Origin of the sequence: Nonomuraea sp. NPDC049695, assembly GCF_040674955.1 — a bacterium.
Classification (GTDB): domain Bacteria; phylum Actinomycetota; class Actinomycetes; order Streptosporangiales; family Streptosporangiaceae; genus Nonomuraea; species Nonomuraea helvata.
The window spans coordinates 21,166-47,506 of sequence record NZ_JBFANV010000047.1 but is presented as its reverse complement, the minus strand read 5'-3'; the positions used below and the strand labels follow the sequence as shown (position 1 = coordinate 47,506).

The 26,341-nt window shown below is 71.2% G+C and carries 28 protein-coding genes; 13 read left to right on the top strand and 15 right to left on the bottom strand.

The genetic code is table 11. The features are described from left to right. Positions 1-220: 220 nt before the first annotated feature. The 5 genes from lnt to AB0J64_RS33305 all read left to right on the top strand — a co-directional run bounded on the left by lnt (position 221) and on the right by AB0J64_RS33305 (position 6,220). Entirely contained in the window at positions 221-1,843 is a 1,623-nt protein-coding gene (gene lnt / locus AB0J64_RS33325) for an apolipoprotein N-acyltransferase (protein WP_364035812.1), read from the top strand. After that, on the top strand, positions 1,840-2,589 hold the full coding sequence (locus AB0J64_RS33320) for a polyprenol monophosphomannose synthase (RefSeq protein WP_364035809.1): 750 nt from the start codon (positions 1,840-1,842) through the stop codon (positions 2,587-2,589). The genes lnt and AB0J64_RS33320 overlap by 4 nt, the downstream gene beginning before the upstream one ends. Positions 2,590-2,764: 175 nt before the next feature. Then, positions 2,765-3,241: an FxsA family protein gene (locus AB0J64_RS33315; RefSeq protein WP_364035807.1), complete on the top strand. Its 477-nt coding sequence runs from the start codon at positions 2,765-2,767 to the stop codon at positions 3,239-3,241. 52 nt (positions 3,242-3,293) lie between these two features. Continuing rightward, positions 3,294-5,741 (top strand): nitrate reductase, encoded by a 2,448-nt coding sequence (locus tag AB0J64_RS33310; protein WP_364035804.1) that lies wholly within the window; start codon positions 3,294-3,296, stop codon positions 5,739-5,741. Next, positions 5,738-6,220, top strand: coding sequence for a hypothetical protein (locus tag AB0J64_RS33305; RefSeq protein WP_364035801.1), 483 nt, complete (start codon positions 5,738-5,740; stop codon positions 6,218-6,220). The genes AB0J64_RS33310 and AB0J64_RS33305 overlap by 4 nt, the downstream gene beginning before the upstream one ends. An 87-nt stretch (positions 6,221-6,307) precedes the next feature. Here AB0J64_RS33305 and AB0J64_RS33300 read toward each other — a convergent pair whose 3' ends face one another. The 3 genes from AB0J64_RS33300 to AB0J64_RS33290 form a co-directional block, all read right to left on the bottom strand. Beyond that, positions 6,308-6,652 carry an RNA polymerase-binding protein RbpA gene (locus tag AB0J64_RS33300; protein WP_345002838.1) on the bottom strand — a complete coding sequence of 115 codons (345 nt, stop codon included), beginning with the start codon at positions 6,650-6,652 and terminating at the stop codon, positions 6,308-6,310. A 125-nt stretch (positions 6,653-6,777) separates the two neighbouring features. Continuing rightward, the gene (locus AB0J64_RS33295) at positions 6,778-7,395 is read right to left on the bottom strand and encodes a hypothetical protein (RefSeq protein WP_364035798.1); all 618 of its coding nucleotides are present in this window, start codon (positions 7,393-7,395) and stop codon (positions 6,778-6,780) included. A gap of 106 nt (positions 7,396-7,501) precedes the next feature. Further along, a complete protein-coding gene (locus AB0J64_RS33290) occupies positions 7,502-8,011 on the bottom strand; it encodes a nuclear transport factor 2 family protein (RefSeq protein WP_364035795.1) in 510 nt (169 codons plus the stop codon). Positions 8,012-8,044: 33 nt separating this feature from the next. Here AB0J64_RS33290 and AB0J64_RS33285 point away from each other — a divergent pair, with 33 nt between their 5' ends. Then, on the top strand, positions 8,045-8,524 hold the full coding sequence (locus AB0J64_RS33285; protein WP_364035792.1) for a helix-turn-helix domain-containing protein: 480 nt from the start codon (positions 8,045-8,047) through the stop codon (positions 8,522-8,524). 12 nt (positions 8,525-8,536) lie between these two features. Here the strand turns inward: AB0J64_RS33285 and AB0J64_RS33280 are convergent, their stop codons facing one another. The 7 genes from AB0J64_RS33280 to AB0J64_RS33250 form a co-directional block, all read right to left on the bottom strand. Further along, positions 8,537-9,970, bottom strand: a complete 1,434-nt coding sequence (locus tag AB0J64_RS33280; RefSeq protein WP_364035789.1) for an MFS transporter — start codon at positions 9,968-9,970, stop codon at positions 8,537-8,539. 55 nt (positions 9,971-10,025) lie between these two features. Beyond that, the gene (locus tag AB0J64_RS33275) at positions 10,026-10,823 is read right to left on the bottom strand and encodes a glycerophosphodiester phosphodiesterase family protein (protein WP_364035907.1); all 798 of its coding nucleotides are present in this window, start codon (positions 10,821-10,823) and stop codon (positions 10,026-10,028) included. Positions 10,824-10,861: 38 nt separating this feature from the next. Further along, the gene (locus AB0J64_RS33270) at positions 10,862-11,401 is read right to left on the bottom strand and encodes a TrmH family RNA methyltransferase (RefSeq protein ID WP_364035786.1); all 540 of its coding nucleotides are present in this window, start codon (positions 11,399-11,401) and stop codon (positions 10,862-10,864) included. After that, a complete protein-coding gene (locus tag AB0J64_RS33265) occupies positions 11,398-11,988 on the bottom strand; it encodes a methyltransferase (protein WP_364035783.1) in 591 nt (196 codons plus the stop codon). The genes AB0J64_RS33270 and AB0J64_RS33265 overlap by 4 nt, the downstream gene beginning before the upstream one ends. Before the next feature lie 61 nt (positions 11,989-12,049). Further along, positions 12,050-12,997, bottom strand: coding sequence for a VWA domain-containing protein (locus AB0J64_RS33260; protein WP_364035781.1), 948 nt, complete (start codon positions 12,995-12,997; stop codon positions 12,050-12,052). Between the two features lie 64 nt (positions 12,998-13,061). Continuing rightward, positions 13,062-13,997, bottom strand: a complete 936-nt coding sequence (locus tag AB0J64_RS33255; RefSeq protein ID WP_364035778.1) for a DUF58 domain-containing protein — start codon at positions 13,995-13,997, stop codon at positions 13,062-13,064. Continuing rightward, positions 13,994-14,995 (bottom strand): AAA family ATPase, encoded by a 1,002-nt coding sequence (locus tag AB0J64_RS33250; RefSeq protein ID WP_364035775.1) that lies wholly within the window; start codon positions 14,993-14,995, stop codon positions 13,994-13,996. Before AB0J64_RS33250 ends, AB0J64_RS33255 begins: the two co-directional genes overlap by 4 nt. Positions 14,996-15,050: 55 nt before the next feature. Between AB0J64_RS33250 and AB0J64_RS33245 the strand changes: the two genes are divergently transcribed. Next, positions 15,051-15,821 (top strand): hypothetical protein, encoded by a 771-nt coding sequence (locus AB0J64_RS33245; RefSeq protein WP_364035772.1) that lies wholly within the window; start codon positions 15,051-15,053, stop codon positions 15,819-15,821. 46 nt (positions 15,822-15,867) lie between these two features. Beyond that, positions 15,868-16,731, top strand: coding sequence for a DUF2268 domain-containing putative Zn-dependent protease (locus AB0J64_RS33240; RefSeq protein ID WP_364035769.1), 864 nt, complete (start codon positions 15,868-15,870; stop codon positions 16,729-16,731). Positions 16,732-16,766: 35 nt separating this feature from the next. Here the strand turns inward: AB0J64_RS33240 and AB0J64_RS33235 are convergent, their stop codons facing one another. Together AB0J64_RS33235 and AB0J64_RS33230 are read right to left on the bottom strand one after the other, a co-directional pair. Further along, a complete protein-coding gene (locus AB0J64_RS33235) occupies positions 16,767-17,411 on the bottom strand; it encodes a response regulator transcription factor (RefSeq protein ID WP_364035766.1) in 645 nt (214 codons plus the stop codon). Next, positions 17,408-18,988, bottom strand: coding sequence for a histidine kinase (locus tag AB0J64_RS33230; protein WP_364035763.1), 1,581 nt, complete (start codon positions 18,986-18,988; stop codon positions 17,408-17,410). The genes AB0J64_RS33235 and AB0J64_RS33230 overlap by 4 nt, the downstream gene beginning before the upstream one ends. 145 nt (positions 18,989-19,133) lie before the next feature. Here AB0J64_RS33230 and AB0J64_RS33225 point away from each other — a divergent pair, with 145 nt between their 5' ends. The 5 genes from AB0J64_RS33225 to lexA all read left to right on the top strand — a co-directional run bounded on the left by AB0J64_RS33225 (position 19,134) and on the right by lexA (position 22,424). Then, positions 19,134-19,697, top strand: coding sequence for an ATP-dependent Clp protease proteolytic subunit (locus tag AB0J64_RS33225; RefSeq protein ID WP_364035760.1), 564 nt, complete (start codon positions 19,134-19,136; stop codon positions 19,695-19,697). 1 nt (position 19,698) lies between these two features. After that, entirely contained in the window at positions 19,699-20,316 is a 618-nt protein-coding gene (locus AB0J64_RS33220) for an ATP-dependent Clp protease proteolytic subunit (protein ID WP_364035757.1), read from the top strand. A gap of 169 nt (positions 20,317-20,485) precedes the next feature. Further along, a complete protein-coding gene (locus AB0J64_RS33215) occupies positions 20,486-21,346 on the top strand; it encodes a TIGR03619 family F420-dependent LLM class oxidoreductase (protein WP_364035754.1) in 861 nt (286 codons plus the stop codon). Positions 21,347-21,526: 180 nt separating this feature from the next. Then, positions 21,527-21,670, top strand: coding sequence for a hypothetical protein (locus AB0J64_RS33210; protein ID WP_364035751.1), 144 nt, complete (start codon positions 21,527-21,529; stop codon positions 21,668-21,670). 85 nt (positions 21,671-21,755) lie between these two features. After that, positions 21,756-22,424, top strand: coding sequence for a transcriptional repressor LexA (gene lexA, locus AB0J64_RS33205; protein WP_364035748.1), 669 nt, complete (start codon positions 21,756-21,758; stop codon positions 22,422-22,424). A 72-nt stretch (positions 22,425-22,496) separates the two neighbouring features. Here the strand turns inward: lexA and AB0J64_RS33200 are convergent, their stop codons facing one another. The 3 genes from AB0J64_RS33200 to AB0J64_RS33190 all read right to left on the bottom strand — a co-directional run bounded on the left by AB0J64_RS33200 (position 22,497) and on the right by AB0J64_RS33190 (position 26,322). Next, the gene (locus AB0J64_RS33200) at positions 22,497-22,850 is read right to left on the bottom strand and encodes a VOC family protein (protein ID WP_364035745.1); all 354 of its coding nucleotides are present in this window, start codon (positions 22,848-22,850) and stop codon (positions 22,497-22,499) included. 44 nt (positions 22,851-22,894) lie between these two features. Then, the gene (locus tag AB0J64_RS33195; RefSeq protein ID WP_364035742.1) at positions 22,895-24,106 is read right to left on the bottom strand and encodes an FAD-dependent monooxygenase; all 1,212 of its coding nucleotides are present in this window, start codon (positions 24,104-24,106) and stop codon (positions 22,895-22,897) included. A gap of 77 nt (positions 24,107-24,183) precedes the next feature. Further along, positions 24,184-26,322 (bottom strand): glycosyltransferase family 39 protein, encoded by a 2,139-nt coding sequence (locus AB0J64_RS33190; RefSeq protein ID WP_364035739.1) that lies wholly within the window; start codon positions 26,320-26,322, stop codon positions 24,184-24,186. Between the last annotated feature and the right edge of the window lie 19 nt (positions 26,323-26,341).

The window sequence follows — 26,341 nt, the reverse complement described above, 5'->3', positions numbered from 1 at the left end:
GCAGGCGCCCGCGCCGGACGCGGCACCACTCACTGACGTCGCCTCCACGACTGCCACGTCGGATGCTGCGGTTGCCGAGGACGGAGTGGCGGGCGTTGCAGCGTCGGAGCCTGAGCTGCCGTTCGGCGCGGCATCGACGCCTGAGCCCGAGGCCGCGCCGGCGACCGCTTCTGTGCCGGTTGCCGGGTCCGCGCGGGGTGGGCACACCGAGGGGCGGTGGGTGCTGCTCGCACGTGTGGTGGCGGGTGTGGTCGGTGGGCTCGCGCTCTACACCGCCTTCCCCCCGCTCGACTGGTGGCTGTGCGCCCCTCTCGGCATCGGCCTGATCGTCGCGTCCCTCTACGGCACCAGGCCCAGGAGAGCCGCCTGGCTCGGTTACCTGACGGCCGTGGTGTTCCTGCTGCCCACCCTCGCCTGGGTGCGGGCCATCGGCGACGACGTCTGGCTCATGCTGGTGGGCACGGAGAGCGTGTTCTACGCCGTCATGGCCGCGCTGGCCGCGCTGGTGTTCAGGCTGCGGGCCTGGCCGTTGTGGTTCGGCGGGCTGTGGGTGGCCATGGAGTGGGCGCGCGGGCTGGTGCCCGTCGGCGGGTTCCCGTGGGCGCGGGTGGCGTTCAGTCAGAGCGAGTCGCTGTTCACCGAGTACGCGGCGCTGGGCGGCGCGCCGCTGGTGTCGTTCGCCGTCGCTGCGTGCGGCGCCCTGCTGGCCTACGCCGCCCTTCACAAGCCCGAGGCCACTCCAAGGCCCGAGCTCGTCTCACCGCCCTCTGACGGTGCCCTGACGCCCGATGCTGCTCCGGCGCCGGGCGCCGGTGCGCGGCCCGAGGTCGGCTCCGGGCTCAAGGGAAATGCCGTGTGGCGCAGGGCCGTACCCGTGGGGGTGGCGCTGGCCGTGCCGGTGCTGACCCTCGCGATCCCCCGGCCGGGCGACGAGGGACGGACCGTCAACGTCGGCATCGTCCAGGGGAACGTCCCGGGAAGGGGCATGGGCTTTCTGGGCGACGAACCCGCCGTTGTCCTGAAAAATCATGCCAACGAGACGAAACGCCTGGCCCAGGCCGTACGCGAGGGAAAGCTCCCCAAGCCGGACTTCGTCGCTCTCCCCGAGAACTCCACGGACATCGACCCCTACCGCGACCCGTACGCCCGCCAGATCATCCAGGACTCCGTCCAGGACGTCGGCGTCCCGACGCTGATCGGAGCCGTGGTCGAGATCGGCGAGGAGAACCGCGCCACCCGCAGCCTCGTGTGGGACCCGAAGACCGGGCCCGGCGCCTACTACGACAAGCAGCACCTGGTCCCGTTCGGGGAGTACACGCCGTTCAAGGACATCGTGCTGGCCCTGTGGGAACGGGCGAGCCTGGTCGGCAGGCAGTCGGTCGCGGGCGACAAACCGGGCGACCTGAAGCTGGGGCCGGTCACGATCGGCGCGGTCAACTGCTACGAGGTCGCCTACGACGACACGGTGCGCGGCACCGTACGCGCCGGGGGCAGCCCGCTGGTGATGCAGGCCAACAACGCCACCTACGCCCTGTCCAACCTGCCGCCGCAGCAGCTGGCCATGTACAAGCTGCGCGCCGTCGAGCACAACAGGGCGGTGGTGGCCGCCGCCACCACGGGGATCTCCGCGAACATCGGACCTGACGGTAAGGTCTCCTGGCGGACCCGCGAACTGGTCGCGGACATGAACGTGGTCAAGGTGCCCGTACGCACCCGGGAGACGATCGCCACGCAAGTGGGCGCGGTTCCGGAATGGGCATTGATGATGATGGGAGCGGCGGCGGCAGGAGTCGCCGCATGGCGTGGCAGGCGTCGAGGCGATCGGATGAGGAACGACGGATGATGGAGACTCTCGGCCGGGTGCTCGTCGTCGTGCCGACCTACAACGAGCACGACAATCTGCCCGCGATCGTCGAGCGGATCCGGGCCGCGGTGCCGGAGGCCCACGTGCTCGTGGCCGACGACAACAGCCCCGACGGCACCGGTGAGGTCGCCGACGGGCTGGCCGCCGACGACGACCACGTGCACGTCATGCACAGGGAGGCCAAGCAGGGCCTCGGCGCCGCCTACATCGCCGGGTTCCGCTGGGGTCTGCGGGAGGGCTACGACGTCCTGGTCGAGATGGACGCCGACGGCTCCCACCAGCCCGAGGAGCTGCCCAAGCTGCTCGAGGCGCTGGCCGACGGCGCCGACCTGGCGATCGGCTCCCGCTACGTGCCCGGCGGCAAGGTGGTCAACTGGCCCCACCGGCGCGAGCTGCTGTCCAAGGGCGCCAACCTCTACACCCGGGTCATGCTCGGCCTGCCCGTACGCGACGCGACCGCCGGCTTCCGCGCCTACCGCGCCGCCACCCTGGAGAAGGTGGGCCTGTCCGGCGTGGAGTCGCAGGGCTACTGCTTCCAGGTGGACCTGACGCTGCGTACGTCCAAGCACGGGCTGCGCGTGGTGGAGGTGCCGATCACGTTCGTGGAGCGCACGATCGGCAAGAGCAAGATGAGCGGCAAGGTCATGTCCGAGGCGCTGTGGCGCATCGGCCTGTGGGGCGTCACCGGCCTGCCCAAGCGCCTGCGCGGCAGCGGCCACAACTGAGCGGCCACAACTGAGTGGCGGCCGCTGAGCGGCCGCAACCGAGCCGACGTGGTTGATCGGCCGCGGCTGAGCGGTCCGGGCGGGCGCAACTGAGCGGGCTCTCAGGAGGGGCGGAACGCTTTCCGGCCGCCGGGCGTTGTTCGTGCTGTAACGCGTGTGCGGAATCGAGGAAACGATGCGGCTCCTGCTCTTCCTGGCCTTCCTGGTCGTCCCCGTCCTGGAGATCTGGCTGCTCATCCAGGTCGGCTCGGTGATCGGCGGCCCCGCGACAGTGGCCCTGCTCATCGCCGACAGCCTGCTGGGCGCGTGGCTGGTGCGCCGCGAGGGCCGCAGGGCCTGGCAGGCACTGCAGGAGGCGCTGCGGTCCGGCCGGATGCCCGACCGCGAGCTGGCCGACGGCGGCCTGGTCCTGGTGGGCGGCGCGCTGCTGCTGACGCCGGGCTTCTTCACCGACGTGTTCGGGTTCCTGTGCGTGCTGCCGTTCACCCGGCCCCTGATGCGCCGCCTGGGCGCCTGGTTCTTCGACCGCAGGGTCAAGAAGCTCTCCGCGAGCTCCCCGTACGCGCACCTCTTCCCCTCCGTCGAGGACCCCGGAGCGGCCCACGGCGGCCGGGTGGTCCACGGCGAGGTCATCCGCGAGGAGCGCGACTGACTCCTCCCGCACGGGGCATGCGTCCGGGACCGGACGACTCGGGGGAGGGCGCATGCCGCATGTGGACAGGATCGCCGAGCCATGGGGGACGCGGACGCCGTACGGGCCGGGGGAGCCCTGGCCGGTCCGCGTCGACTCCTTCCTCGAGGCCGGCGTACGCGCGCAGGACGTGGACCGCTGGGTGCAGAGCGCGACCATCCTGCACAGCAACGGTGACGGGCTGGACATCGCCGTCAAGGACGGGCGCGTCGTCGGGGTGCGCGGGCGTGCCGAGGACCGCGTCAACCACGGCCGCCTCGGCCCTAAGGACCTGTACGGCTGGCAGGCCGTCAACGCGCCCGACCGGCTCGTCCGCCCGCTCGTCCGCCAGAACGGACGGCTGGTCGAGACCGACTGGGACACTGCGATGGAACGCGTGGCCGGCCGCGCCAGGCAGCTCCTCGACGAGCAGGGACCGAGCGCCATCGGCTTCTACACCACCGGCCAGCTGTTCCTGGAGGAGTACTACACGCTCGCCGTGATCGCGCACGGCGGCATCGGCACCAACCACCTCGACGGCAACACCCGGCTCTGCACGGCCACGGCGGCGGCCTCGCTCAAGGAGTCGTTCGGCTGCGACGGGCAGCCGGGCTCCTACACCGACGTGGACCACGCCGACGTCATCGCCCTGTACGGGCACAACATGGCCGAGACGCAGAGCGTCCTGTGGACGCGGATCCTCGACCGGCTCGCCGGCCCGAACCCGCCCGCGCTCGTCTGCGTGGACCCGCGCGAGACGCCGGTGGCCCGGGCCGCCACCGTGCACCTGACCAACCGTCCCGGTACCAACGTCGCGCTGATGAACGGGCTGCTCCACGAGATCATCGCCAACGGCTGGATCGACGAGCGGTACCTGCGCGACCATGTGGTCGGCTTCGAGGAGCTGCGGAAACGGGTGCACGACTTCCCGGTGGAGGAGGCCGCCCGGATCTGCGACGTCCCTCCGGACGCGCTGCGCGAGGCGGCCCGCCTGATCGGCACCGCGCAGCGGCTGCTCTCCACCGTCCTGCAGGGCTTCTACCAGGCCCACCAGGCCACGGCCGCGGCCGTCCAGGTGAACAACATCCATCTCGTACGCGGCATGCTGGGCAGGCCCGGCTGCGGCGTCCTGCAGATGAACGGCCAGCCGACCGCCCAGAACACCCGCGAATGCGGCGCCGACGGAGACCTGCCGGGCTTCCGCAACTGGTCCAACGACACCCACGTGCGCGACCTCGCCCGCGTCTGGAACGTCGACCCCATGGACATCCCGCACTACGCTCCGCCCACCCACGCCATGCAGATGTTCCGTTACGCGGAGGAGGGCTCGATCCGGTTCCTGTACGTGACGGGGACCAATCCGGCCGTGTCGCTGCCCGAGCTGGAGCGGATCCGCTCGATCCTCGCCCAGGAACGGCTCTTCCTGGTCGTCCAGGACATCTTCCTGTCCGAGACCGCGCAGCTGGCCGACGTGGTGCTGCCCGCCGCGACGTGGGCCGAGAAGACCGGCACGTTCACGAACGCCGACCGCACCGTCCACCTGTCGGACAAGGCCGTCGAGCCGCCCGGCGAGGCCCGCCCCGACCTGGACATCTTCCTGGACCTCGCACATCGGCTCGACCTGCGCGACAAGGACGGCGCGCCGCTGGTGAAGTGGAGCGACGCGGAGGGGGCGTTCGAGGCGTGGAAGGAGTGCTCGCGCGGGCGCCCGTGCGACTACAGCGGGCTGTCGTACGCGCGGTTGCGCGGGAGCGGCGGCATCCAGTGGCCGTGCGACGCCGACCACCCCGGCGGCACCGAGCGCCTGTACGCCGAGGGCCGCTTCTGGAGCGCCCCCGGCTACTGCGAGGACTATGGGCATGACCTGCTCACGGGGGCGCCGGTGTCCGACACCGAGTACCGGGCGCTCAACCCCGACGGCAAGGCGATCATCAAGGCCGCCGAGTACGTCCCGCCGCACGAGCAGGCGGGCGGCGAGTTCCCGTTCTGGCTGACGACCGGGCGTACCCTCTACCACTTCCACACCAGGACCAAGACCGCGCGGGCGCCGCAGCTCCAGCGGGCGGCGCCGGAGCCGTGGGTGGAGATGTCCCCGGCGGACGCCTCCCGCGACGGCTTCGCCGAGGGCGACCTGCTGGAGATCGCCACGGCGCGCGGCGCGGTGCGGGCGCGGCTGCGGATCACCGAGATGCGGGACGGACTGGTCTTCCTGCCGTTCCACTACGGCTACTGGGACCTTCCTGGCGGCTGCGGGCCCGGGGCCGGATCGGGCCGGGCGGCCAACGAGCTGACGATCACGGACTGGGACCCGGTCTCCAAACAGCCTCTCTTCAAGACCGCCGCGGCGCGGGTCTCGCTGGTGGAGGTCTGCCCCGGCACGCCGTCCCTGGCGCCGACCACCACGGCGTCCCGTCCCGTCTCCTCCGAGGTGCCCGCGACGGTCGGAGGAGCCGAAGCCCAGGCGGAGGAGTCCCTGTCATGAACCTGGATCTGGTGATCCGCGAACTGCACCGCTCCGAGAACGAGCTGGCCCACGTGCTGCTGCGGATGTCCGAGCGGCACAAGAGCGACCACGAGACGTACCACGTGGCCCGCGACCTCGCGAGCTGGTGCCATGACCACGTGCGGGCCCTGGCCGAGGCGGGCAAGGACTACGGGCTGGACCTGGACCCGTCCCCGGCGGGCGACCCGTCCATGGTGGAACGCCTGCGCGACAAGGCCGCCGAATGGCTCGGCCGCCGCCCGGAGCCCGGGCTGCTCCTGCTGGCCGACTTCCGCCACCTGTATCTGGCGGCCTCTGGGGTCTCCCTGGACTGGGAACTGCTGGCCCAGGCCGCCCAGGGGGCGAAACAGCGGGACCTGCTCGAGCTGGCGCGGCGTTGCCATCCTCAGACGCTCAGGCAGCTCCGGTGGGCCAACGCCCGGCTGAAGGAGTCCGCCCCGCAGGCCCTGGCCTCCTGACACGGCCTCCTGACACGGCCTCCTGACACGCGCGCATGAAGAACCCCCGGGCGGCAGGCCGCCCGGGGGTGTCACCGTGAGATCAATTCAGGCGCTCTTACGACGCTGGGCCCGCAGAACCGCGAGCCTCTCGTTGAGCACCTCCTCAAGGTCTTCGATGGACCGCCGCTCCAGAAGCATGTCCCAGTGTGTCCGCGGGGGCTTGACCTTCTTGGACTCCGGCTGCTCGCCGTCCATGCGTACCGCGGTCGCGCCGCACATGCGGCACTCCCAGGTCGCTGGGATCTCAGCCTCGGCTGCAAGCGGAACCTCGAAGCGATGGCCCTTAGGACAGGTGTAGGACACCTCCTGGCGCGGGGCCAGATCCGTGTTACGGTCGTTCTCGTAGCTGGTTGCCCCGAGCCGGGTGCCACGAAGCGCGCGCTCGCCCATGTCTAAATGCCTCCTACAGGGCCCCCTTGCGTGGGGGGGTCTGTCTCCCACGGTGTCTAACGCTTGGTACCGTGATGGGATTCCCACCCGCGGGGTGATCCAATCGCGCTTGGGGCCTCGGTTCTTCACACCTTCGCCGAACGGGCCCGCATCCCGGCCGTGACCAGGGCCGCAGCCAGCCAAAGTCCGCCGATCATGATCAGGACGCCGTGCGCGATCCGCAGCGGATACGGTCCGAAGAACTGCGGGATGAACAGCGCGAACCCCAGCGCCAGCGCCGTCCCGCTCCACTTGGGCAGCGTGCCGGACCGCCACACGGAGACCGCGGCCATGATCGTGCCGACGCCGAGCAGCAACAGTCCGGCGGCGAACATGGTGACCGCGACGGGCCCGTACCTGAACTCCTGGGCCAGCTCCATCAGCGCCGGCGCCTGGTCGCGGAGCGAGCGCTGGGCGATCACGTTCAGGCCGAAGTCCTCGGCGCCGTAGTACGGAAGGGTCAGGCCCGCGCCCACCCAGGTCACCGCCGCGGCGCGCAGGGAGAGGCGGTCGCCGAGCACCTGGTGCAGCCCCAGCACCGCCAGGCCCAGCAGCACGAATCCGACCATGGCGGCCGCGTGCCCGGCGACCCACGCGGTGGAGGCCATGGCCTCGGCGTCGTCGCCTGAGGGGCGGACCGCTGGATAGACGAGGAACAGGATCCCGGCGGCGGCGAAGGCGGCGGAGGTGAGTCTGGGGGCCATCAATGCTCCTTGAAGAGGACAACGCTCTTATGCGAGAGCAATGCTCTCGCCAGTGGTCGCTAATGTCAAGAGCGGTGCTCTCTCTTTGGAGCGGTGAATACGCCTTTCAGCGGGAGCGCCGCCGGGTCAGGAGGGGGACCAGTGTTCTGTCGCCCAGGCGGGTCATCGCCGCCAGCGGCTTGACGGCGGCGCTCACCAGCCAGGGAAGCCCCGGCCTGCCGGTGGCCCGGGCCAGGCCGGGGCCGAGCGCGGCCATCATCGCCGTCAGGCCGGGCAGCGGGCGGACCCACATGGTGACCTCCTTGATCAGCCCGTCGTCACCCACCTCGACGAAGGCGGCCTCGTGGATCTCCTGGCGGCCCAGCCGGGCGGTCGCGGTCAGGGCGCGGCGGCGTCCGTCGCCGATGTCGCTCTGGTAGCGCAGGTCGGACAGGGCGCTGAACGCGACCGAGAACAGCTCCCGGACCTGCTCCTTGCCCGCGAAGGAGGCCGTGGCGCTGAGCGGCGAGCGGAAGACGACGTCGTCGGCGAGCGTGGCGAGGAGGGCGTCGACGTCGTGCGCCTCCCCGGCCTCGCGGTACGCCCTCGCAGGTGAGTCCTGAATGTGAACTGTCATGAGTTCACTTTATCAACCCACTATGCTGGGCGCATGAACAGGTTCGGCGAGATGCACTGCTCCATCGCCCAGGCCGTCGGCGTGGTCGCCGAGCCGTGGACGCCGCTGATCCTGCGCGACCTGTTCCTGGGGCTGCGCAGGTTCGACGACCTGGCGGAGGATCTGGGGATCTCGCGCAACCTCCTCACCCGCCGCCTGGAGCACCTGGTCGCGGCGGGGGTGGTGGACAGGCGGCCGTACCAGGAGCGTCCGGTGCGTCACGAGTACGTCCTCACCGAGGCGGGCCGCGACATCGTGCCCGCCCTGCTGACGTTGATGGCGTGGGGGGACCGCTGGGCGACGCCGCCGGGCGGCCCGCCCGCGCTCCTGGTGCACTCCTGCGGCGAGCGCTTCACGCCCGTGGTCACCTGCCCGCACTGCGGCGGCGAGGCCACGGCCGACACGGTGACGGCCATCGGGGGCCCGGGCGCGGCCCAGGGCCCCGGCACCATGCTCCTCGCGGCGCCGTCGTAAGCCGGCCGTCACTCAGAGGCGGTCGGGCACCTCGTTGCCCGCCGCCTCGATGGCCTTGCGGAGGTTGGTCAGGGCCAGCAGGACGAAGCCGACCACAAAGAAGATGATCATGGAAACGATGGCGATGCGGTAGCTGTTGGTCAGCTGCAGCGCGATGGTGACCGTCAGGGAGCCGATGAACGCCGACCCCTTGTCGCTGATCTGCAGCAGGCTGAAGTACTCGGCCTCCCGCCCCTTGGGGATCACCTGCGAGAACAGCGAGCGCGACAGGGCCTGAGTGCCGCCCAGCACGATGGCGATCGCGAAGGCCATCAGGTAGAACTGCAGCTCCTGCCCCTCCGCCACGAACATCGCCGCCACCACGATCATCGTCCACAGCACCAGGCTCGCCAGGACGGTGCGCTTGGTCCCGAAGCCGCGGGCCAGCCACCCCAGCAGCAGCGCCCCGAAGAACGCCACGAACTGCACCATCAGGATCGCGGTGATCTGCACCGTCTTGTCGAGCTTCAGCGCCTCGGAGGCGAAGGCCGCGCTGTTGCCGATGACCGTCTGCACCCCGTCGTTGTAGACCAGGTAGGCGATCAGGAACAGCAGCGTCAGCGGATAGCGGCGCAGCTCGGCCAGGGTGCGGCCGAGCTGGCGGAAGCTGCCGCCGACCGAGCGCAGCGCCGTGCCCTCGTGGACGGGAACGGGCCGGTTGCGCAGCCGCAGCAGCGGGATGATCGTGAAGATCGCCCACCACAGGCCCGCCGACATCATGCTGATGCGCACCGCCATGCCCTCGCCCAGGCCCAGGCTCTCGTGCTGGAGGTAGAGCACGAGGTTGAGCGCCAGCAGCAGGCCGCCGCCGAGGTAGCCGATGGCCCAGCCGCGCGAGGAGACCCCGTCGCGCTCCTGCGGGGTGGAGATCTGCGGCAGGAACGAGTCGTAGACCACGACCGAGGACCCGTACGCCAGGTTGGCCAGGATGAACAGCACCCCGCCCAGCAGGTAGCGGTCGCCCTCGACGAAGTACAGGCACATCGTGGCCAGCGCTCCGGCGTAGGCGAAGCCGCCGAGCAGCTCCCGCTTGCGGCCGGTGTGGTCGGCCAGCGCGCCCACCACGGGCAGCGCGACGATCTGCAGCAGCACCGCGATCGTCAGGGTCAGCCCGAAGAACGCGGCCGGCCTGATGTCGGCGCCCAGCACGTCGACGTACCCCAGGCCCGGGTGGGCGGCGGCCAGCTTGTCGAAGTCGGCCACGCACGTGTCGGACGCGACCGTCGGGAAGTCCTTGGCGCAGGCCGCGGTCTTGGCGACCGGGATGAGATACGGGCCGAGGAAGACCGAGATGATCGTGGTGTAGAAGGCGGAGTTGGCCCAGTCGTAGAGGTACCAGCCGCGCTGCTCGCGCCTGCGCGCTGCGGGGGAGTCGTCGAGGGCCGCGGGGGGTGCGGGTACGGGCATGGCGTCGGGTCGCTCCTATGCGGCCGTGAGGGGTTTGTGGAGGGGGTGGGGGCTCCTACGCGGCCAGGCTGCCGGGGTGCCACTGGCCGCGGCGCTCCAGCACGCCGCGCAGGGCCGTGAGGTTGTCGGTCATGATGCCGTCCACGCCGAGGTCGAGCAGGCGCTCCATGCGGGCGGCGTCGTTGACGGTCCATACGTGCACCTGCATGCCGACGGCGTGCGCCGTACGCACCAGGGCCCGGGTGGTCACGCGCAGGCCGCGGAAGCCCACCGGAACCTGCGCGCAGGGGACGCCGGAGCGCGACAGGCGGGCCAGCAGGCGGCCATAGCCGGAGGTGGAGGCGGCGGCGCGCAGCGCGGCGACGCCGCGCGGCCCGAGCGCCGAGCACACCTCCCTGCCCAGCGCCGCCCTGGCCAGCACCAGGCGTTCGTCGGAGAAGGAGGTCAGGCAGATCCGGTCATAGGAGTTGGTACGCCGGATCGCCGCGGCCAGCGGGGCGATGGCGGCCGCCTCCTTGACGTCGATGTTGAACCGGACCTCCGGCCAGGTGCCCAGCAGGTCCTCCAGCAGCGGGATCTCGTGGACCCCGCCGATGCGGGCCTGCCTGACCGCCCGGTAGGGCAGCTCCGAGATGCGGCCCCGGTGGTCGGTCACGCGGTCGAGCGTGTGGTCGTGGAAGGCGAGCAGCACGCCGTCGGAGGTGGCGTGCGCGTCGGTCTCCAGATAGGTGTAGCCGAGGGCGACCGCCCGCTCGAAGGCCGCGAGGGAGTTCTCCGCGCTCTCGGCTGCCCCGCCGCGGTGGGCGAAGGCCAGCGGGCCCGGATGGTCGAGAAAGGCGAATCGACGGCTCAGCACGTCCTGAGTATGCCTTCCGTGGGTGAACGGATCGGTTACGGTTCGGGGAGATTCTCCCACTCCTGGCGGCGCGCCTCGGCCAGCGCGATGGCCGCCGCGACCGCCACGTTGAACGAGCCCACCCGCCCGACCTGCGGGATGTAGCAGACGCCGTCCACGGCCTCGAGCAGAGCGGGGGAGCAACCGTGGTCCTCGCTGCCGACCACCAGGCACACGTCGCGGGCCAGATCGGCCCGGTGCAGCGGCACGGCTTCGGCGGTCAGCTCGATGGCCAGCACCGCGTAGCCCTCCTCCTTGGCGGCCTTGACCGCCTCGGTGGCCACGACCGGCTCGTGCCAGGTGACCAGGCGCTCGGTGCCGAGCGCGGTCTTGCCCGCCTTGGGGTTGGTGGGCGGGGTGGCGTTGCCCGCGAGCCAGATCTCGTCCACGCCGAACGCGGCCGCGCTGCGGAAGATGGAGCCGATGTTGAACGGGCCCGTGACCGATTCGATGATCAGGCCGAGGCGGTTTCCGGTGTTCCTGCGCCAGGTGCGGTTGAGCCGCTTGACGTCGGTGGGGCGCAGTTGCCTTCTCATCGGGTCACCTTCAGGATCCGGTAGGCGGCCCGGCTGGCTTCGCGCGAGGCGTGCCAGCCCTGCTCGCCGAGCCAGCGCTGCAGGGAGTCCGAGCCGAGGTGTTTCTGGACGACCAGGTAGGCCACGCCGTCAGGGGTGAGCCTCGTCAGCCACCTGGTGAGCATCTCGTGCAGAGCCTGCTTCCCTATTCGGATCGCAGGATTAGACCAGATTGCCCGAAATTTCACATCATCTGGAACTTCATCGACATGTACTGATCTTACTTTGTAAAGGCGGGCGGCCTGTGCATTCCTGGCCGTCAGCTCCAGACTGCGCCGGTTCACATCGACGGCCCAGACCGTCGCCTCGGGCGCCCGCGAGGCCATGGTCAGCGCGATCGGGCCGTAGCCGCAGCCCAGGTCGAGCAGGTCGCCCTCCTGCGGGGGTGGCGGAACGCTCTCCAGCAGGACGCGCGTGCCCACGTCGACCCGCTCCGGCGAGAACACGCCGCTGTCGGTCTCCAGCCGCAGGTGCAGATCGGGCAGGACCAGGTCGACCGAACCCGGCCTGCTCGCGGTCTTCGGCTGCTCGGAGAAGTAGTGGGCCACGTCGCAAAACGTTACCGGACCGCCCGCCGGCCTCGGTCCGCGCCGAGGCCGGCGGGCCGGGTCAGGGGATTCTGGACCCGAACAGCACCGCCGCCCCCGCCACCAGCAGCCCCGCCACGATCGCGGCCACGATGAACCACTGGCTGATCTCCTGGTTGACCAGCTTGTAGCCGAGCGAGGTGCCGATCTGCTCGTAGACCTCGCGCAGCTCGCTGCCGGACTCGGCGGCGTAGGCCCGGCCGCTGGTGCCGTCGGACAGCGACTGCAGGGTCTGCTTGTTGACCGGCACGTTCACCGGCCTGCCGTCGATGCTGACGGTGCCCTCCTGGGTGCCGTACGCGATCGTGGAGACCGGCACGCGGGCCTGCTGCGCGGCGTCGATGGCCTCGTTCACGGATCTGCCGGAGGTGTTGTCGCCGTCGGAGAGCAGCACGATCGCGGCCGGCGGCGGGTCCGTGGCGGCCTGCTGGTCGAAGGAGCGCAGCGAGTCGAGCGAGTTGAAGACCGCCTCGCCGATCGCGGTGCCCGGGCGGGTGGTGAGGGTGCCGAGGGCGGTGACCACGGCCTGGTGGTCGGTGGTGGGCGAGATGACGACGTTGGCGGAGCGGGCGAAGGACACCACGCCGACGTTGAAGCGGTCGGGCAGCTCCCTGACGAACGCCTGCGCGGCGGCCTTGGCGGCGCTGATGCGGTCCGGCTGGACGTCGTCGGCGTCCATGGACAGCGACACGTCCAGCGCGATCATGATGGTGGCGCGGTCGCGCGGGACGCGTACCTGGTCGGCGGGTTTGGCCGCGCCGACCACCAGGAGCGCCATCATGGCCAGGAACAGCGAGGGGGCGACGTGGCGGCGCCAGCCGGGCCCGGCGGGGGCGACCAGGTCGAGCAGGGCCAGGTTCGTGAAGCGCACGGTGTAGCGGCGGCGGGCGAACATCGACGCGATGTACCCGGCCACCAGGAGCCCCACCAGCAGGAACAGCCACAGCCAGCCGGGGGCGAGGAACGTCACAAGGCCTCCTTCGTCGGGCTTGTGACAGAAGTGCTGCGTCTAATGGTGCCCTCGCTTCGCTCGGTCACTTGGGTCTCCTGTGGGCGAGGTGGCTCATGCGGCGCTGGCGCAGGACGAACTGTGCCACGTCGAACACCCAGTCCCGGTCGGTACGCAGCACCAGGTGCGCGATGCCGGCGCGGCGCAGCGCCACGCGGGTGCCCTCGCGCTGCAGGGCGGCCGCCTCCGCGTACGCTTGCCGAACTTTGGGTGAAAGATGCACTTCGCGTACGTTCCCGGTCTCGGGGTCCGTGAACGCTACCCGGCCGACATCGGGCAGCTCAAGCTCGCGCGGGTCGATCACCTCCACGGCCAGCACCTGGTGCCGGGCCGCCAGCCGCCTGATGGGCCGCTCCCAGGGCCGTTCGGCGTCGGGGTCGAGGTCGGGGTGGGCGTCGAGGAAGTCCGAGACGATCAGCCGCACGCCGCGCCGCCTGCGGCTGGCCGCCAGCACCTCGATGCCCTCGGCCAGGTCGGGCGGGTCGGGCACGACCCGCCCGCGCGGGGCGTCCATGAGCGAGTGCAGCAGCCCGTAGAGTGCGGGGCGGCCGGTGCGGGCGGGCATGCGGTGCACGTACTCGTCGTGCAGCACCAGCGCGCCGAACCGGTCGCCCATCCTGCTCGACAGGAACCCGATCGCGCCGACGGCCGCCACCACCAGGTCGCGCTTGTCGGTGTCGGCGGTGCCGAAGTCCATGCTGGGCGACAGGTCGGCCAGCGCCCAGGTCTCCAGCTCGCGGTCGGCGATCAGGTCGCGTACGTGGGGGACGGTGGTGCGGGCGGTGACGTTCCAGTCCATGCGGCGCACGTCGTCCTCGCCGGGCACGTAGACGCGGCTGTCGCCGGCCTCGCTGCCCGGCCCCGGCAGCAGCCCCTGGTGGGCGCCGTGCAGCAGCCCGTCCAGCCGCCGGGTGACCGTGAGTTCCAGCCGCCGAAGCGCCTGCTCCGCTGTCGTGCTCAACGGTTCTGGTTCCAGACGACGAGGGGCGGGGGCACCGCGTGCAGGATCTGCCTGACCACCTGCTCCGGATCGACGCCGTCGGCCAGGGCGTCGAAGGTGAGCATCAGCCGGTGCGACATGACGTCCACGGCCACGTCGCGTACGTCGTCGGGCAGCAGGTAGTCGCGGCCGCGCAGCAGGGCCAGGGCCCGGCCGGCCGAGACCAGGCCCAGGGTGGCCCGCGGGCTGACGCCGATCTCGATGGTCTCGGTGAGGTCGGCCAGGCCGTACTCGGCGGGGTTGCGGGTGGACATGACCAGCCGTACCACGTAGTCGGCGACGAGCTGGTGCACCGAGATCTGCTCGGCCGCCTCCTGCAGGGCCAGCAGCTTGCCGGGGTCGAGCACCCGCTCGGGGACCGGCGGAGTGACGCTCATCCGGTGCAGGATCTCCAGCTCCTCGTGCGCGCTGGGGTGCGGCACCCGTACCCGGAACAGGAAGCGGTCGCGCTGCACCTCGGGCAGCGGGTAGACGCCCTCGGACTCGATCGGGTTCTGGGTGGCGAGCACGATGAACGGCTTGGGCAGCGGATGGGTGACGCCCGCGAGGGTGACCTGCCGCTCGGCCATCACCTCCAGCAGCGCGGACTGGACCTTGGCGGGGGCGCGGTTGATCTCGTCGGCCAGCAGGAAGTTGACGAACACGGGGCCGAGCTCGACATCGAACTTCTCGTTGGAGGGATGGTAGACGCGGGTGCCGACGATGTCGCTCGGCACCAGGTCGGGGGTGAACTGGATCCGGGCGAACGTGCCGCCCACGACAGTGGCCAGGGTGGAGGCGGCGAGGGTCTTGGCGACGCCTGGGACTCCTTCGAGCAGGCAGTGCCCGCGCGCCAGCAGGGCCACGATGAGTCTTTCGACCATGTGGTCCTGGCCGACGATGACACGCCGGACCTCGTCAAGACTTTGACGCAGCAGCTCCACGTCGTTTCCGCCTGGCAACTCTTCGGCGACGCTCATGACGCCATTCCACCAAACGCGCCGCAAACGTGCACGACGCCACGTCTGTGCTTTCATGGCAAACGTGGCAAGTCCCCTGCAGTACGGCGATCCACCCCGGCTGGGACCATACGTGGTCCAGGCCCGCCTGCACGCGGCCCCGGCCGGTTTCGTGTACCTGGGCCAGGGACCGGACGGGCGCGCCGTGTCACTGGCCGTGCTGACCCGAGGGGCCGCGTTCGACGCGGCGGCGCGCGACAGGTTCGTGACCGCGATCACGGAGGCCAAGGGCGAGCGGTCCGGGGTGCGCGGCTGGCTCGGGCTCGCCGGGCGGTCGCGGAGCGCGGTGCTGGACGGCGCGCCCGAGGTGCTCGCCTTCGACGGCGGGCCCGCGCCGTGGGTGGCGGTGCCGTACGTGCCGGGCCGGCCGGGGGCGGAACGCTTCCTGGAGCCGGTCATGGTGGGCGGGACGCTCATCGGGCAGGCTCACGGGCCCGACTTCGTGCCGTACTGGCTGACCGACCGCGCGCCCGCCCTGCCGGGGCCGACGCGGCGGCGCAGGCCGCTGACCGAGACCCGCAAGCGGGTGCTGACGGCCGCGCTCGCGCTGGTGCTTCTGGTGCTGTTGGTGACGGCGATCCTGCTGATGCTCCTGCTGGGCAGGCGCGACAGCGAGCCGCAGCCCAAGCAGCTGCCGCCGACGGTGTTCGTCCCGACGCCGCCGCCGACGCCGGCGAGCCCCGAGCCGCGGCCCTCCCCGTCGCAGTCTCCGTCGCCCTCGCAGAGCGGGCAGGTCACGCCCGGGCAGACGCCCGGCGACGACGCGGGCGAGGAATCTCCGCTCTGACATCCGGTTTGAGCCTCACGTTCCGTGAGGCTTTACCGTCCGCGGCATGGAGTTCATCGTTCACGACACGCTCACGGCCATGGCCGCCCTTCTTCGGGAGCCGCTCGACCGGCGGCCCGACGCGCTGCGGGAGATGCTGGCGCCGATGCGCCAGGCGATCCCGATGCCCGGCGACATCGTCGACATCCACCACCAGGGCGGCGGCTTCCGCGTCGACGCCGACGACCCCCGCTACCTGCCCGCGGTCCAGCGCATGATCGACGCCGACGTGCCCGGCCAGGTGCGGCGCGAGCTGGAACGCGCCTCCGAACGGCTCCACGGGGCCAAGCAGGCCGACTCGCTGCAGGTCATGTTCGTGATGGGCGACCCCGACAACGCGCACCTGATGAACGTGACGGGCGGCTACTACGGCATGGGTGGCGCTCCCGGCTGGCTCTACCTGCTGGCCTGGCCCTCGGACGAGGTGATCGGCCGCATCGCGCACCTCGCGGTGCACGAGTTCCACCACAACGTCCGGTACACGAACGTCGAGTGGAACCCGGCGACCGTGACCGTGGGCGAGCACGTCGTCGCCGAGGGGCTGGCGGAGGCGTTCGTACGGGAGCTGTCGGGCCCCGGGGCCATGGGGCCGTGGTCGTCGATGGTGACCGGGGACGCGTTCGAGCTCGCGTATGAGCGGATCATGGCGGACTTCGAGCTGGCCGGGATGCAGAACACGCCCGCGTACGTGCTGGGGGACTCGGCGGTGCGGAACTTCGGGCAGGAGCCTCGCGGCATTCCCGACATGGCGGGATATGCGGTGGGACTGCGGCTCGTGGACCGGGCCCTGGCCGCCACGGGGCTGACCGCCACCGAGGCGACGCTGCTGCCTGCCTCCGAGCTCCTACGACGCGCCGGCCTCCGGCCGTAACCCGCCGATCGGGGTCACGGCCCCGTGGGGCGGTCTCAGGCGGGGGAGACGAAGCCGGACTCGTAGGCGGCGATCACGGCCTGGGTGCGGTCGCGGACACCCAGCTTGGCCAGCACGTTCCCGACGTGCGTCTTGATCGTCTCCTGGCTGACGACCAGTTCTGCGGCGATCTCGTTGTTGGACAGGCCCTTGGTCATCAGGCGCAGCACGTCGCCCTCGCGGCCGGTCAGCCGGTCGATCCCGGGCACTCGCGCCGAGCCCTTGGGGCGGCGCCCGGCCAGCGTCCGGATCGCGGCGGGGAACAGCAGCGAGTCGCCCGCGGCGACCAGCCTGACGGCCTGCACGAGATCGTCCGGCCTGGCGCGCTTGAGCAGGAAACCGCTGGCCCCGGCGCGCAGCGCGTCGTAGACGTAGTCGTCGTTCTCGAACGTGGTGACCACGAGCACCTTGGGCGGGTCGTCGAGGGCCAGGAGGCGCTGGGTGGCCTGGATGCCGTCGAGCGCGGGCATGCGTACGTCCATGAGGACCACGTCGGGCCGTTCACGGCGTACCACGGGCACGACCGCGGCGCCGTCGGCGGCCTCGCCGACCACGGTCAGGTCCGGCTCGGCGTCGATGATGATCCGCAGGCCGGCACGGATGAGGTCCTCGTCGTCGGCGATCACGACTTTGAGCGTCATGGGCTCGACCGTAGCGGCAGGCGTACCGAGACCTTCCATCCGGTCTCGGTGGGCCCGGCCTCCAGCTCGCCGCGGAGCAGCCGGACACGCTCGCGCATGCCGGTCACGCCCCTGCCGCCGGAGTGGGCGCCGTTCCGGCCTCCGGGGTTGGTGACCTCGAGCCGCAGGTCGTCCCCGTGCACGGTGGCGGTCAGGTGTACGGGGTCGCGGCCGTGCTTGATGGCGTTGGTGAGTGCCTCCTGGACGATGCGGTAGGCCTCCCTGGAGACCACGGCGGGCACGGCGGACAGATCGCCCACCTCCTGCCGTACCTGTGCGCCCGACGCGGCGACCAGCTCGTCGAGGTCGGCCAGCGTGGCCCTGGGCGCCCGCGACCCTCGCCGCGCATCGTGTCCGTCCGGACCGCGCCGGGTTCGCCCAGCAGGGTCAGAGTCCCTCCGCGCGCCGGCCGGGGTCCCTTCGGGGAGCGAAGCGCGGCGGGCACCATCTGGGCCGCCGGCCATGTCGCGGCCGGGCAGTCCCACGCCGCCTGCGTCGCGGTCCCCCTCGGCGACGCCGGCCACGTCGCGGCCGGGCAATCCCACGCCATCCGCGTCGCGGTCCTCCCGGGGGACGCGGGCCGCGTCGCGGTCGCCCCGGGGGACGCGTCCTGCGTGGCGATCCCCGTGGTCGATGCGGCCCGTGTCGCGGTCGCCTCGGGCGAGGTCGGCTGCATCGCGGCTGTTCCGGGAGACGCCGGGCAGGTCTTGGACGCCCACAGAGCCGTTGGCCGGGGCGTCCTCGCGGAGCAGGCCCAGGACGTGATCGAGGTCTTCCAGGGCGGCGCGGGCCGACTGTTCGATGGCGGCCAGGGCGGTCCTCGCCGTCTGGGGATCCCGGTCGATGACCCGGCCCGCGGCCGCGGCCTGCAGGGTGACGACGCTGAGCGCATGGCCGACCGAGTCGTGCAGCTCGCGGGCCAGCCGGTTGCGCTCGGCGAGCGTACGGGCGTGCTCCTCGGCGGCGGCCAGGCGTTCGGCCGGGGTGGGGCCGAGCAGGACGGGAGCCAGCCGGGCGAGCAGTGCGCCCGCGCCCGCCGCCACCGCCACCAGCGCCGCGAGCAGCGCCAGCCCGCCCGCCATCCACAGCGCGACCGGCCACCCCGGCTCCACCGCGACGCCGAGGACCGGTGTCGCCTGCCCGGTGAACGGCAGCGCGAGCGTGGCCAGCGTGAACGGCACGATCGCCAGCGTGCACCCGCTGACCAGGCCGCCGATCGCCAGGTGCAGGGTGAACCAGGCGGCCGTGCGGCGGCGCTCCTGCCAGGAGCGGCCGGCCTGCCTGGGCGGTGTCTCGACGTGCGCCCCGAGCAGGCCCTGCGCCGCGTTCACCTCCAGCCCGCGGACGGGCAGGAACAGCCCGGTCACGGCCACCACCGGCAGCACCGCCACGAACACCCCGATCTGGATGGGCAGCAGCAGGTTGGCGTTCTGCTCCTGCCACTGGGCCGAGACGACGACCCCGGCCATCATGTACGGCATCAGCAGCGCGCCGCCCAGGATGAGGCACGCCCACCGGCGGGGGAGGTTCCTTCTCACATCCGCGATTGTATGTCGATAGTTATTCGCTCTCGGTGGAATGCGCCCTTGGAGAAATGCGCCGCCAGCGAAATAATCTCAGAATTACCGGCCGCCGGGTCTAGCGTTTTTCCCAGAAATACCCAGCACAGAAAGGCGACCGGTCATGACGGAGACCCAGCGCGCGACCTGGCCTGACCAGCTCGGCCAGCGCTTGCTGAAGGAGCGCATCGTCGTTCTCGGCCAAGAGGTGGACGACGAGATTTGCAACCGGCTCTGCGGGGAGCTCCTATTGCTGGCGGCCGAGGACCCGAGGCGCGACATAACGCTTTACATCAATTCGCCGGGCGGATCCGTGACGGCCGGGATGGCGCTCTACGACATGATGCAGTTCATTCCGTGCGACGTGGCGACGGTGGCGATGGGGTTCGCCGCGTCCATGGGGCAGGTGCTGCTTTCGGCGGGCGCCAAGGGCAAGCGTTACGCCCTGCCCAACGCCCGGGTCGTCATGCACCAGCCGCTCGGCGGCATCGGCGGCTCGGCCAGCGACATCCAGATCCAGGCCGACAACATGCTCTACACCAAGCGCCGGATGGCCGAGATCATCGCCCACCACACCGGCCAGCCGCTGGAGCGCATCCAGGCCGACTCCGACCGCGACCGGTGGTTCACCGCCCAGGAAGCGCTCGAGTACGGCATCGTCGACCACATCTCAGCGGGGATGAACTGATATGAGCGGCCGTTACGTCCTGCCCTCGTTCTCGGAGCGCACGTCGTACGGGGTCAAGGAGACGACCCCCTACAGCAAGCTCTTCGAGGACCGGGTCGTCTTCGTCGGCGCGCCCATCGACGACGTCGTGGCCAACGACGTGATGGCCCAGCTGCTGACGCTGGAGTCGCTCGACCCCGACCGTGACATCAGCATCTACATCAACTCCCCTGGCGGGTCGTTCACGGCGATGACGGCCATCTACGACACGATGCAGTTCGTCCGGCCGGAGATCCACACGGTCTGCATCGGCGAGGCCGCCTCGGCGGCGGCGGTCCTGCTGGCGGCGGGCACGGCCGGCAAGCGCGCCGCCCTGCCCCACGCCCGTGTCCTGCTGCACGAGCCCCACACGGAGGGCGGGCGCGGCCAGGGCAGCGACCTGGAGATCCACGCCAGGGAGATCCTGCGGATGCGCGACCAGCAGGAACAGATCCTTTCCCGGCACACGGGGCGGGGGATCCTGGAGATCAGGAAGGACATCGAGCGCGACCGGATCTTCACGGCGGAGCAGGCGCGTACGTATCGGCTGATCGACGACGTCTACGCCTCCAGAAAGCGCACCCTGACCGCCGCCCGCTGAGCCGCCGCCCGAGGCTCTCACCCGGCCTCTCACGGCCGGGTGAGGCTCCTCGTGCGTGGATAACCGGGTTCCTTGGTAGCTCGGAGGGGCCGTTTCCCGGATCCGTCCCGGAAGACCGATGACTTTTCTCTGCCACCCTGGTCCAACAGGTAGCAGAGAGGAGCAGGACATGGATCTCGGAATCGGTCTCCCCACGTCTGGGAGGCACGCGGACCCTGAGGCGATCAGCAGAGTGGCGCAGGCGGCGGAGCGGGCGGGGCTGGGGGCGGTGTGGGCGTTCGAGCGGCTGCTGCGGCCGGCCGAGGCGGTGTTCGCCGGCACCGACCAGTCCATGCCGCTCCCCGACAACAACGCCCTCGTCTACGACCCCTTGGAGACCCTGGCCTACGTCGCGGCCAAGACCAGCACGATCCGGCTCGGCACGAGCGTCGTGGACGCGCTGTTCCACAGCCCGGTCGTGCTGGCCAAGCGGCTGGCGACGCTCGACCGGCTCAGCGGCGGGCGTGCCATGATCGGCCTGGGACAGGGGTGGATGCAGCAGGAGTACGACGCGACCGGCACTCCCGTACGGCGTCGCGGCGCGGGGTTCGAGGAGCACGTCGCGGCCATGCGCGCCTGCTGGGGCCCCGACCCGGTGAGCTTCGCCGGCCGTTTCTACACCATCGCGGAGTCGCAGATCGGCCCGAAGCCCACCGGGCTGACGCTGCTGGCTGGTGCGGCGGCGCCGGCCGCGATCGAGCGGGCGGCCCGGCTGGGGATGGGGCTCACCGTGGTCGTGTTCGCCTGGGACCAGCTCAGGCAGGCCGTCGAGACGTACGGCAAGGGCTCGGGGCCGGTGGTGGCCCAGGTCAACGGGGTGATCACGGACCGGCCGCTGGACGAGCGGATGCCGTTGACCGGCTCGGCGGAGCAGGTTGCCGAGGACCTGGCCGAGGTGCGGGCGATGGGCGTGGACCACGTGTTCTGGCACACGTTCGAGGCGGACCCCGACGAGATGGTGGAGCGCGTCGGCCGCCTCAACGCCGGCTGACCGGGCGCTCGGGGCTCGGCCCACACCGCCTCCCGGGAGATCCGCGGGCTCAGCCGGCTCGGCAGGCCCTGGATCGCGACGCCGAGAACGGCCCGCAGGCCGGCCGCTGCGACCAGTACTGCCGCGAGGGCAGGGCCGTCCTCAAAGCGTGCGGGGTCGCGAGCCGATCGGATCAGCTCATTGAGCGCCGTGGTGGTGGCGAACAGGCCGAGCACTCCCAGCAGGCCGGAGATGACCTGGCAGGCCGGCAAGGCCACGGTGGAGCGCCGGTCCACGGCCCAGGCCGGCGCGAACGAGCGGGCGCGCCAGAGTCGGCAGGTGTGAACTCAGGCTGCGAGCGGTCATATGCCGGGCCGGCTCGGCGCTGTCGCCCGCTGGATGGATTCACAGCGGTGCCGAGGGCTCTAGCATGGCGCACGTGACCACCTACGACGACCATGACGCGTTCGAGTACCTGGACTTCTCGGCCTTGCCGCCGCGTCAGCAGCGGATCCTGGCCGTGATCCGGGACTGGGTGGTCAGGTATGGGTATCCTCCGAGCACCCGCGAGATCGGCCACGCGGCCGGGCTGCGGTCGTCCTCGTCGGTGTCGAAACACCTGAAGAGCCTGGAGGACAAGGGGTTCCTTCGCCGAAGCACGACGATGACCAGGCCGATCGACGTGCGTCCGTTCCTGCCGGCATCGGAGCCGAAACCGGCTGACGGTCTGGTGACCGTGCCTGTGGTCGGGGACATCGCCGCGGGCACTCCCATCCCGGCCGACGAGTACCTGGACGAAGCGCTGACCCTGCCCCGCGACCTCACCGGGCGTGGCACCGTGTTCGGCCTGCGTGTACGGGGCGATTCGATGATCGATGCCGCGATCTGCGACGGCGACATCGTCGTGGTACGGCAGCAGTCCGAGGCGCACTCGGGCCAGATCGTCGCCGCAATGATCGATGGTGAGGCCACCGTCAAGGTGTACCGCCGACGCAACGGGCACATCTATCTCGAACCACGCAACCGCGACTACGACATCATTGACGGCGACGCTGCCACGGTGCTGGGCATCGTGGTCTCGGTCCTTCGCACCGTTTGAGCACCCTGAGAGGAAGTCCACCATGGATCTGCCAGGTGGCCCGGAGCAGTCACCGCCTGCGTGAAGACACGGTCAGGCGGGCTGCCACAGCTCGATCCGGTTGCCCTCAGGATCGGTGACCCAGCCGAATCGACCGACACCCTCCATGTCCTGCGTCTCCGCAGCCACGTCCGCTCCCTTGGCGCGCAGTTGTGCGAGCATCGCTTCCAGGTCGCGGACCCGGAAGTTGATCATTGCCTGCTGGGCGCGGGACCCGAAGTAGTCGGTCTCGGACTCAAACGTCGCGAACACCGTCGGGCCGGCTTCCTGACGCCACAGGCCGTGGTCATCGGCGTCCAGGCCTAGGCAGTCGCGATACCACGCGCCCAGGGCTACCGGGTCGGCGGCCCGCATGAAGTATCCACCGATTCCCAACACACGTTCCATGTCGCCATCTTGCCAGGACTGCGATCGATCGTGCTGGGGCCGGGTCAGACGGCGGCGACGTCGAACGTCTTGTTCTTCATGTCCGCGCCGTTCATCAGCTTGCCCATGGCCTGCCCGATGACCGGCGCGCGCATCAGGCGCAGCATCGCGGCGCGCAGGAGCAGCTCCTTGCGGTCGTGGGGCGTGAAGATCCTGCGCATGATCAGCGCGCTGTCCTGCTCGGTCTGGATGAAGGGCCGCATCCGGGCCTCCCACGCGTGCAGCGCGGCGGGCAGGTCGCCGGGGTGGCGCTGCAGCATGGTGCCCAGGAGCTCGCCTCCGGCGATGCCGCTGGAGGCGCCCATGCCCGCGTAGAGAGTGACGCACCAGGCGGCGTCGCCGACCAGGACCACCCGGCCCTGGTGCCAGCGCGGCATCTTGACCTGGTTCACCGAGTCGAACAGATACTCGGGAGCCTGCTCGAACGCGGTGAGCAGCTTCTCCAGGATCGGTCCGGTGGGCTGCGGGCCGAAGGCGGCGCGGATGGACTCGATCGGTGAGCGCGTGAACTCGGCGTCGATGTCGTGGGTGCGGTAGGAGAACAGCAGGCCCGGTGCGTGGTTGGAGAAGGGGAAGATCCATGCCGAGCGGCCCGGCTCGGCCAGGGTCAGGCCCCGGTCCTGGCCGATGCCCTCGACGGGCTTGTCCAGGACGGTGGCGCCGATCATGTAGTTCAGCGGACGCAGGTGGTCATCGGGGCCGAAGGCCAGCCTGCGCACGGTCGAGCGCATCCCGTCGGCGCCCACCACCAGGTCGAAGCGCTCGGTGACGGTGGTGTCGGCCGCGGTGTCGTGCAAGGTGACCTCCGCCGCCGATTCGTCCTGGGTGATGCGGGTGGGCACGGTGGAGTAGCGGATCTCCACATCGGCCGGCAGCGCGGAGAACAGCGCCTGCTCGATGTCGCCGCGCAGCACCACCCGCGGTTTGCCGGGCAGGCCGGCCAGGCTCATGCCGACAGTGAGGCGTCCGGCCCGGTTCGCCTCGTACGGGGCGAGCTGCGGGGTACGGTCGCCGATCGCCTCCAGCACGCCCAGCCGGCTCGCGGAGGCGAGACCGGTGCCGAACAGCAGGATGAAGTACCCGCCTGAGCGGCGTGCGGCGGCCCGCTCCACCACCACCGGCTCCCAGCCGATCTGCCGCAGCCGCAGCGCGGTGGCGATGCCCGCGATCCCGAGCCCGACCACGAGCGCCCGGCCACGCCCGACTCCGTCCTTCATGACGGCTCCCTTCCTGTCACGTCCTCGCCACGCTATCAAACAAACTGACCGTTTGAGTTCTATTGGTCAGTCCGCCCTCAGTGCTTGGGGGCGCAGTCGTAGAGGGTGGTGCCGCCTCCCATGGGGCCGCCGGCCGTCGGGCTGCCCGGCGTGGAGGCGGTGGGACTGCCGCCATATGCGGCGGCGGGCACTTCGGCGCAGTTCTCTTTCAGCCACTGCGAGCGGTGCGTGCTCGTCCCGCCCATCATGGCGGCGAAGCCGCCCCAGCCGGATCCCATGACGAAGCGCAGTTGCCCGGAACCCGTCCAGTCCTTCAGCTGCTGGACCGTCGGGGCGTCGTCGATGCCGATGAAGCCGCCCATGCCGATGACGGTGGCGTCGCTGTGGAGGATGAAACCGGCGGCGAACATGGCGCCGCCCTCGACGGCGAGCTTGATCCGGGCGGAGCCGGCGTTCTTGACGGCATAGTCGAGGATCTTGCGCTGGTCGGAGGTGAGCTCGGCTGCGGCGCCGGGGAAGCCTCCGGAGAACCCGGCCGGCATGCCACCGTTCCCGCCGGGGCGTCCTTCGGGGGTCTCCATGCCCGGCGGGAGCTGCATCCCTCCGGGAAGCTCCATCCCTCCAGGGAGCTCCATGCCTGGCGGAAGCTCCATCCCCTCCGGCAGTTCGAACCCGCCCCGAGCCTGGCCACCTCCGCCTCCACCGCCGAAGGGCATGGCCATCGGCCCCGCGGTGGGGTTGGCGCCGCCCATCACCGACGTGGAGCCGGGAACGCTGATCGCCCAGGCCGCGGGAGCCGACAGCACCGCGACGAGTGCGAGGCCGAGCGCGGCGGGCAGCAGCCGTCGCGTAGATCCCTGTCGGCCGGCGGACAGGAGCAGCAGCACGATCGCCGCCACTCCGACGATGCCCACGGGCCACACCAGCCAGCCGTTCCAGGACGGCACCCGCTCGATCATGACGTACGCCCAGGCCGTGGTCACCGCGACGGTCCCGGCGCCCAGCGGGAGCGCCCAGCGAGCTCCTGCCCGGTGGGCGCGGGCCAGCGTCGTGACGAAGCCGGCGGTGATGGCGGCGACGGCCGGAGCCAGCTGCGTCGTGTAGTACGGGTGGAAGATTCCCTGCTGAGTGGCGAACACCACGCCGCAGACCACCAGCCAGGTGCCCCACAGCACCCATCCGGCCGCGGCGAGCGGCTCACCGGGCATCGTGACCCCACGCCGGCGCAGCACGGCGAGGGCCGCGGCCAGCGTCAGCGCCACCGCGCACAACGGCAGCAGCCAGCTGATCTGCCCGCCGACCTGCTCGTTGAAGAGCCGTCCCGGACCGGCCGCCCCGCCGAAGGAGATGCCGAAGCCGCCCATGCCGCCGCCGTTCCCGCCGAGGACCCGGCCGAGGCCGTTGTAGCCGATCACCAGGTCCCAGGCGTCGCCGTCGGTGCTGCCGCCGATGTACGGCCGCTCTCCCGGCCAGATCGCCACCATCGCCACCCACCACAGGGAGGACACCGCGAGCACGGCGCCGCCGGCCAGCAGCCTGGCGAGCCGGCCGAGCCAGGGTCCGTTCGCGCCGACCAGCCAGGCCGCCGCGAACGCGGGGATCACCATCCAGGCGGCCAGCATCTTCGTCATGAAGCCGAGGCCGATCAGGAACCCGGCGGCGCACAGCCACCGCAGGGCGGACCGTCCGGAAGCCGTCCGCAAGGCCCGGGTCAGCGCGTACGCCGCCGCCACCAGCGTCAGCACCAGCAGGGTGTCAGGGTTGTTGTCGCGGTTGATCGCCACCGTGATCGGGGTCAGGGTCAGGACCAGCGCGGCCAGCAGCCCCGCCGCCTCGCCCGCCCACAGGCGCACGGTGCGGTGCAGGAGGAACACGGCGGCGACGCCTTCCAGCAACTGGGGCAGGATCATCGCCCAGCCGTGCAGGCCGAAGATCTTCGTGCTGAGTACCTGCGGCCACAGCGCCGCCGGTGGCTTGTCGACGGTGATCGCACCCGCCGGGTCGAAGGAGCCGAACAGGAAGTTCGTCCAGCTCTGGCCCATCGACTTCACGGCGGCGGAGTAGTAGCTGTTGCCCCAGCCGAGGGAGCCCATGGCCCAGCCGTACAGGCCGGTGGCCAGGAGCAGGATCGCCGCCAGCGCGGCCGGCGCCGCCCAGCCTGGGAGCGGACGGCCTGCGGCACGTGGGGTGGACGGCAGAGTCATCTGGTACGTCACTCTCTGGAAATGTGGGCGG

Bases quoted from the DNA above. Each gene is read 5' to 3' on its own strand.
- AB0J64_RS33225 (WP_364035760.1), top strand. From the start codon at position 19,134: ATGACGGAGACCCAGCGCGCGACCTGGCCTGACCAGCTCGGCCAGCGC.
- AB0J64_RS33305 (WP_364035801.1), top strand. From the start codon at position 5,738: ATGAACCTGGATCTGGTGATCCGCGAACTGCACCGCTCCGAGAACGAG.
- AB0J64_RS33315 (WP_364035807.1), top strand. From the start codon at position 2,765: ATGCGGCTCCTGCTCTTCCTGGCCTTCCTGGTCGTCCCCGTCCTGGAG.
- AB0J64_RS33285 (WP_364035792.1), top strand. From the start codon at position 8,045: ATGAACAGGTTCGGCGAGATGCACTGCTCCATCGCCCAGGCCGTCGGC.
- AB0J64_RS33215 (WP_364035754.1), top strand. From the start codon at position 20,486: ATGGATCTCGGAATCGGTCTCCCCACGTCTGGGAGGCACGCGGACCCT.
- AB0J64_RS33245 (WP_364035772.1), top strand. From the start codon at position 15,051: ATGGCAAACGTGGCAAGTCCCCTGCAGTACGGCGATCCACCCCGGCTG.
- AB0J64_RS33320 (WP_364035809.1), top strand. From the start codon at position 1,840: ATGATGGAGACTCTCGGCCGGGTGCTCGTCGTCGTGCCGACCTACAAC.
- AB0J64_RS33290 (WP_364035795.1), bottom strand. From the start codon at position 8,011: ATGACAGTTCACATTCAGGACTCACCTGCGAGGGCGTACCGCGAGGCC.
- lexA (WP_364035748.1), top strand. From the start codon at position 21,756: ATGGCGCACGTGACCACCTACGACGACCATGACGCGTTCGAGTACCTG.
- AB0J64_RS33270 (WP_364035786.1), bottom strand. From the start codon at position 11,401: ATGAGAAGGCAACTGCGCCCCACCGACGTCAAGCGGCTCAACCGCACC.
- AB0J64_RS33250 (WP_364035775.1), bottom strand. From the start codon at position 14,995: ATGAGCGTCGCCGAAGAGTTGCCAGGCGGAAACGACGTGGAGCTGCTG.
- AB0J64_RS33200 (WP_364035745.1), bottom strand. From the start codon at position 22,850: ATGGAACGTGTGTTGGGAATCGGTGGATACTTCATGCGGGCCGCCGAC.
- AB0J64_RS33280 (WP_364035789.1), bottom strand. From the start codon at position 9,970: ATGCCCGTACCCGCACCCCCCGCGGCCCTCGACGACTCCCCCGCAGCG.
- AB0J64_RS33295 (WP_364035798.1), bottom strand. From the start codon at position 7,395: ATGGCCCCCAGACTCACCTCCGCCGCCTTCGCCGCCGCCGGGATCCTG.
- AB0J64_RS33310 (WP_364035804.1), top strand. From the start codon at position 3,294: ATGCCGCATGTGGACAGGATCGCCGAGCCATGGGGGACGCGGACGCCG.
- AB0J64_RS33220 (WP_364035757.1), top strand. From the start codon at position 19,699: ATGAGCGGCCGTTACGTCCTGCCCTCGTTCTCGGAGCGCACGTCGTAC.
- AB0J64_RS33240 (WP_364035769.1), top strand. From the start codon at position 15,868: ATGGAGTTCATCGTTCACGACACGCTCACGGCCATGGCCGCCCTTCTT.
- AB0J64_RS33235 (WP_364035766.1), bottom strand. From the start codon at position 17,411: ATGACGCTCAAAGTCGTGATCGCCGACGACGAGGACCTCATCCGTGCC.
- AB0J64_RS33300 (WP_345002838.1), bottom strand. From the start codon at position 6,652: ATGGGCGAGCGCGCGCTTCGTGGCACCCGGCTCGGGGCAACCAGCTAC.
- AB0J64_RS33195 (WP_364035742.1), bottom strand. From the start codon at position 24,106: ATGAAGGACGGAGTCGGGCGTGGCCGGGCGCTCGTGGTCGGGCTCGGG.